Raw genomic sequence first — 6,400 nt, forward strand, 5'->3', positions numbered from 1 at the left:
ACGACGTGCGGAAGCCCCCTTTCGTGTGGCCGCTGTGGCCCCTGTGGCTGTTACGACCTGCTGCGCGCCGACGTCACCCGGTACACGTCGTAGACGCCCTCGACGCCCCTGACCGCCTTCAGCACGTGGCCGAGGTGCTTCGGGTCGCCCATCTCGAAGGTGAAGCGGGAGGTGGCGACGCGGTCGCGGGAGGTCTGGACGGCCGCGGAGAGGATGTTGACGTGCTGGTCGGACAGGACGCGGGTGACGTCCGAGAGGAGCCGGGAGCGGTCCAGGGCCTCGACCTGGATGGCGACCAGGAAGACCGAGGACTGGGTGGGCGCCCACTCGACGTCGAGGATGCGCTCGGGCTCGCGGGAGAGCGAGTCGACGTTCACGCAGTCGCTGCGGTGCACCGATACGCCGCTGCCGCGGGTGACGAAGCCGATGATCGGGTCGCCCGGGACGGGCGTACAGCAGCGGGCCAGCTTGACCCACACGTCCTCGACGCCCTTGACGACGACGCCCGGGTCGGCGCTGGAGCGGCGCTTGCGGCTGCGTCCGCGGGCCGGCGGGACCGACTCGTCGATCTCCTCGGTGGCGGCCTCCTCGCCGCCGAGTGCCTGGACCAGCTTCTGCACGATGTTCTGCGCGGAGACATGGCCCTCGCCGATCGCCGCGTACAGCGCGGAGATGTCGGCGTAGCGCATCTCGTGCGCGAGGGTCACCAGGGAGTCGCCGGTCAGGATGCGCTGGATCGGCAGGTTCTGCTTGCGCATCGCGCGGACGATGGCGTCCTTGCCCTGTTCGATCGCCTCGTCGCGGCGTTCCTTGGAGAACCAGGCCCGGATCTTGTTGCGGGCGCGCGGTGACTTGACGAAGCCGAGCCAGTCCCTGGAGGGGCCGGCGCCGGCCGCCTTGGAGGTGAAGACCTCCACCAGGTCGCCGTTGTCGAGGGTGGATTCCAGCGGCACCAGCCGGCCGTTGACGCGGGCGCCTATCGTGCGGTGCCCGACCTCGGTGTGCACCGCGTACGCGAAATCGACGGGGGTCGCGCCGGCGGGGAGCGCTATGACGTCGCCCTTGGGAGTGAAGACGAAGACCTCGTTGCGCGAGAGGTCGAAGCGCAGCGACTCCAGGAACTCGCCCGGGTCCTCCGTCTCCTTCTGCCAGTCCAGCAGCTGCCGCAGCCAGGCCATGTCGTTGAGGTGGTCGTCCTTGCCCTTGCCGGACGACTTGGGGGCGTCGGAGCGTACCTTCGACGCGCCGGCGACGGCCTCCTGCTTGTACTTCCAGTGGGCGGCGATGCCGTACTCGGCGCGGCGGTGCATGTCGAAGGTGCGGATCTGCAGCTCGACCGGCTTGCCGCCGGGGCCGATGACCGTCGTGTGCAGCGACTGGTACATGTTGAACTTGGGCATCGCGATGTAGTCCTTGAACCGGCCGGGGACCGGGTTCCATCGCGCGTGCACCGTGCCCAGAGCCGCGTAGCAGTCGCGGACGGTCTCCACGAGGACGCGGATGCCCACCAGGTCGTAGATCTCCGCGAAGTCCCGGCCGCGGACGATCATCTTCTGGTAGACGCTGTAGTAGTGCTTCGGGCGGCCGGTGACGGTCGCCTTGATGCGGGCCGCCCGCAGGTCCTGCTGGACCTCGTCGGTGACGATGGCCAGGTACTCGTCACGCTTGGGTGCCCTCTCGGCCACCAGCCGGACGATCTCGTCGTACATCTTGGGGTAGAGGATCGCGAAGGCGAGGTCCTCCAGCTCCCACTTGATGGTGTTCATGCCCAGGCGATGGGCGAGCGGCGCGTAGATCTCCAGGGTCTCGCGCGCCTTCTTCTCCTGCTTCTCACGCTTGAGGTAGCGCATGGTGCGCATGTTGTGCAGGCGGTCGGCGAGCTTGATGACCAGGACGCGCGGGTCCTTGGCCATGGCGACGACCATCTTGCGCACCGTCTCGGCCTGCGCGGCTTCACCGAACTTGACCTTGTCCAGCTTGGTCACGCCGTCGACGAGCAGCGTGACGACGTCGCCGAAGTCGCGGCGCAGGTCGTCCAGGCCGTACTCGGTGTCCTCGACCGTGTCGTGCAGCAGACCGGCCATCAGCGTGGCCGGATCCATGCCCAGCTCGGCGAGGATGGTGGTGACGGCGAGCGGGTGCGTGATGTACGGGTCGCCGCTCTTGCGCTTCTGGCCGCGGTGCCAGCGCTCGGCGACCTGGTAGGCGCGCTCGATCTGGCGGAGCGTGGCCGTCTCGATCTTGGGGTCGTTGCCGCGCACTATGCGCAGCAGCGGCTCCAGCACGGGGTTGTACGGGTTCGCGCGCTGCACACCGAGCCGGGCCAGACGGGCGCGGACGCGGTTGGAGGAGCCGGAGCGGGCCTGCTGGCCGGCCGCCTGACGGACCGCGGGCGGGGTGGGCTTGGGCCGTGACTGCTCGGCGGGCTTGTCGACCGGCGCCGCCTGGGCGTGCTCGACCGGCCCACGGGAGTCGTTCTTCGCGTGGGGCGCGTTCGGCGCGGGCTTGGCCGCGGCTGCCGAGGCGGACTCGGGCTTGGCGGCGGTCAGGTGCTGGGCCTCGTCTGGCAAGAGGACTCCTCGTGCGCGATCCGGGTCCCCCGGTCAGGCTCCGGACCCCCATGGTAGCGATCCCGGGCCGCGGGATCGCCTTCAGGCCAATGTGAGGACCGTCTACCCGGGAAACGCAGGTAACGCACGAGGCGGGCGCCGGATTCCTCCGGGGCCCGCCTCTGCGGTGTCGTGCCGGTGTCCACCGGGACGGCTGCGCGGCCGCTAGACCGTGAGCAGCGCCTCCAGCGGGGCACCGTTCAGCGCCGGCTCCAGGCGGGCGCGGCCGCTCAGGAAGCCGAGCTCCATGAGGACGGCGAGGCCGGCGACCTCGGCGCCGGCCCGGCGGATGAGCCCGACCGAGGCCTCGGCGGTGCCGCCGGTGGCGAGGACGTCGTCGACGATGAGCACCCGGTCCTCGGGGTTCAGGTCCTCGGCGTGCACCTCGATCTCCGCCGAGCCGTACTCCAGGTCGTAGGCCTGGGCGAGGGTGGCTCCGGGGAGCTTGCCCGCCTTGCGTACGGGGATGAAGCCGAGACCGGCGCGGACGGCGACCGGGGCACCGAGGATGAAGCCACGGGCCTCCAGGCCGACGACCTTGGTGGCGCCGGTGCTCTCGGCGATCTCGGCGAGGGCGTCGGTGAGCGCGGTGAACGCCGCCGGGTCCGCCAGGAGCGGGGTGATGTCCTTGAACATCACGCCCGGCTCCGGGTAGTCCGCCACGTCCCGGATGCGGCTGAGGAGCAGCTCCCTGATCTCGGTCATCGGCGCTTCCCCGACGGACGGCCGCGGCCGCGGCTGCGGGAGGCGGGCTGGTTGCGCGGCCCGACCACCGCGGGTGCGGCGTCCTCGGGCTCGTCCGCGTACACCTCGCCGTCGGCCTGGGCACCGGTCTCGCCCTTGGCCGCGGCCTGGGCACGCTTGGCCAGGACGCGCTTCTTCAGGGCCTTCATCTGCGGCTCGCGCTCCTTGAGGTCGGCGACGAGCGGCGTGGCGATGAAGATCGAGGAGTACGCACCGGCGGCGAGACCGACGAACAGCGACAGCGAGATGTCGTTCAGCATGCCGGCGCCGAGGACACCGCCACCGATGAACAGCAGGCCCGCGACCGGCAGCAGCGCCACCACCGTGGTGTTGATGGAGCGGACCAGGGTGCTGTTGATCGAGCGGTTGGCGACATCGCTGTAGGTCCAGCGGGTCTGCTTGGTGAGGTCCTTCGTCTGCTCCTTGAGGCTGTCGAAGACCACGACCGTGTCGTAGAGCGAGTAACCGAGGATGGTCAGCAGACCGATCACGGTGCCCGGTGTGACCTCGAAGCCGACGAGGGCGTAGATGCCGACGGTGATGGTGATGTCGTGGATCAGCGCGACGAACGCGGCGAGCGCCATGCGCCACTCGAACGCGATCGCCAGGTAGATCACCACGAGGATCAGGAAGATGCCGAGGCCCTGCCAGGCCTTGTCGGCGATCTGCTCACCCCAGCTGGGACCGACCAGTTCGGCGTTGATCTGCTCCGAGTTGACCTTGAGGTCGTCCGACAGCTGGGCCTTGATCTGGTTGGCCTTGTCGGTCTCGATGCCCGCGACCTGGATCCGCAGGCTGCCGTCACCGAGCTTCTGGACGATCGCGTCGTGTCCGGAGGCCGTTTCCGCGTACTCCTCGGCCTTGGCCACCGAGACGCTCATGTTCTTCGGGGTGTTGAAGACGGCACCGCCCTGGAACTCGATGCCCATGTTCAGGCCGCGCACCGCCAGGCCGACGATGGCCGTGATGGTGATCAGGATCGACAGGCCGTACCAGATCTTGCGGTTCTTGACGAAGTCGTAGCCGATCTCGCCGCGGTGCAGCCGGGCGCCGAGGTTGCCGAGTTTCGACATCTCACGCCTCCTTCGTCTCGACGGGGGCGGAGGGACGGCGGGTGCGGCGCAGCGGCGGCTGGGCACCCAGGCTCTTCGGGTCGAGGCCGGACCACTTGTGGCCGTTCGCGAAGAAGGGGCGACGGGCCAGCAGGGTCAGGAGCGGCTTGGTGAAGAGGAAGACCACGACCACGTCGAGCAGTGTGGTCAGGCCGAGCGTGAAGGCGAAGCCGCGGACCTTGCCGACGGTGACGATGAAGAGCACCGCGGCGGCGAGGAACGACACGAAGTCGGAGACCAGGATGGTGCGCCGGGCGCGCGGCCAGGCCCGCTCGACGGCGGGGCGCAGGGTGCGGCCCTCGCGGATCTCGTCACGGACGCGTTCGAAGTAGACGATGAACGAGTCCGCCGTGATGCCGATCGCGACGATGGCACCGCACACGGCCGGCAGGTTCAGCGCGAAGCCGATGGCCGGGCCGAGCAGGGCCATGAGCGTGTAGGTGAGGGCGGCGGAGACCATGAGCGAGAGGATCGCCACGAACGACAGGCCGCGGTAGTAGGCCAGCAGGTAGACGACGACCAGCGCGAGGCCGATCGCGCCGGCGATCAGACCGGCGTGCAGCTGGTCACCGCCCAGGGCTGCGGTCACGGTCGTCATGCTGTCGACCTTGAAGGTCAGCGGCAGGGCGCCGTAGCTCAGCATGTTGGACAGTTCCTGGGCGGACTGCTGGTTGAAGTTGCCGGAGATCTCGGCGTTGCCGCCGGTCAGGGCCTGCCGGACGGACGGGTCGGAGACCACGTCGCCGTCCAGGACGATCGCGAACTGGTTCTGCGGCGACTGGTTCTGGGCCAGCTTGCCGGTGATGTCGCCGAACTTCTTGGCACCCGCGTCCGTGAAGTCCATCGTGACCGTCCAGCCGGCCCCGGTCTGGGTGTTCAGGACGGCCTGGGCCTTGTCGACGTCCGTGCCGTCGACCTCGGCGGGGCCGAGGATGTACTTCTGCCACTGGCCCCCCGAGTTCTTGCCGCAGGCCAGGGTGGGCTGGGAGGCCTTGACGCCGTCGCCCACGGTGGAGCGGGTCTTGGTGTCCGTGCAGTCGAGCGTGGCGTACTTCGCCTGCAGCGCCTTCGCGTCGGCCTCGGCGGAGCCGCCGCTCGCCGACGGCGAGGGGCCGGCCTTGTCCGAGGCGCTCGCGGACGGTGTGGCGTCGGCCTTCAGCCCGTCGGTGACCGCGCGGCCCTGGGTGGTGGGCGTGGCGGACGGCGAGGCGGAGTTCTTGTCGGTGGCCTCGGGCTTGTCGGACGCCTTGCCGGACGGCTGGTCCGAGGGGCTGCCGCTGGGGTTCGGGGAGGGGCTGGCCGCGCCCTTGCCGCCGGAGATGTCGGTGGCGATGACCGGGCGGAAGTAGAGCTTGGCGGTGGTGCCGACCTGCTTGCGGGCCTGCTCGGAGTTGGTCCCCTTGGGGATGTTCACGACGATGTTGTCGCGGCCCTGCGTCTGGACCTCGGCCTCGGAGACGCCCAGACCATTGACGCGGCGCTCCATGATGGAGACGGCCGTGTCCATGTTGGTCTTGTTGATCGCCGACTCGTTGCCGGCCTCGGGGACCGCGCGGAGCGTGATGCTCGTGCCACCGGCCAGGTCGATGCCCAGACGCGGTTTGGTGTGACCCGAGGCGAACATTCCACCGGTGAGCGCCGCGATGGCGATCAGGATCAGGGCCAGCGAGCGCCCCGGCTTGCTCTGGGCGCTCGCGTTCCTGCCCTTTTTAGGTGTGGCCACCTTCTCGTACTCCCTCTCGGGCCACCTCGCTCCGGATCGGCGGACGGGCGGCCATGACATGGTCTCGGGATTCCGTGCGAGCTGGGCGCGTCCCGGGGTGGGGGGGGGGGGGGGCCCCCCCCCCCCCCCCCCCCCCCCCCCCCCCCCCCGGGGCCGCCGGGGGGGTGAGGGAGGGGAGGGGGGCGGACCGGGGGGGCCCGGACGCGGGCGCC

4 protein-coding genes are annotated in these 6,400 nt (G+C 70.1%); all 4 read right to left on the reverse strand.

All coding sequences use genetic code 11. The features are described from left to right. Positions 1–50: 50 nt before the first annotated feature. The 4 genes from relA to secD all read right to left on the reverse strand — a co-directional run bounded on the left by relA (position 51) and on the right by secD (position 6,188). Positions 51–2,570, reverse strand: a complete 2,520-nt coding sequence (gene relA / locus ACFCXS_RS21995) for a GTP pyrophosphokinase (RefSeq protein ID WP_376645044.1) — start codon at positions 2,568–2,570, stop codon at positions 51–53. Between the two features lie 204 nt (positions 2,571–2,774). After that, complete coding sequence (locus ACFCXS_RS22000) at positions 2,775–3,314, reverse strand: adenine phosphoribosyltransferase (RefSeq protein ID WP_376645045.1); 540 nt, start codon at positions 3,312–3,314, stop codon at positions 2,775–2,777. Beyond that, complete coding sequence (gene secF / locus ACFCXS_RS22005) at positions 3,311–4,426, reverse strand: protein translocase subunit SecF (protein ID WP_376645046.1); 1,116 nt, start codon at positions 4,424–4,426, stop codon at positions 3,311–3,313. The genes ACFCXS_RS22000 and secF overlap by 4 nt, the downstream gene beginning before the upstream one ends. A gap of 1 nt (position 4,427) precedes the next feature. Beyond that, positions 4,428–6,188 (reverse strand): protein translocase subunit SecD, encoded by a 1,761-nt coding sequence (secD, locus tag ACFCXS_RS22010; RefSeq protein WP_376645047.1) that lies wholly within the window; start codon positions 6,186–6,188, stop codon positions 4,428–4,430. Positions 6,189–6,400: the final 212 nt, after the last annotated feature.

The organism is Streptomyces sp. NPDC056373, from assembly GCF_042262425.1.
GTDB lineage: Bacteria > Actinomycetota > Actinomycetes > Streptomycetales > Streptomycetaceae > Streptomyces.

What these genes read in the sequence shown, in the direction of transcription:
- ACFCXS_RS22000 (WP_376645045.1), bottom strand. Translation starts at nt 3,314, where the DNA reads ATGACCGAGATCAGGGAGCTGCTCCTCAGCCGCATCCGGGACGTGGCG.
- secF (WP_376645046.1), bottom strand. Translation starts at nt 4,426, where the DNA reads ATGTCGAAACTCGGCAACCTCGGCGCCCGGCTGCACCGCGGCGAGATC.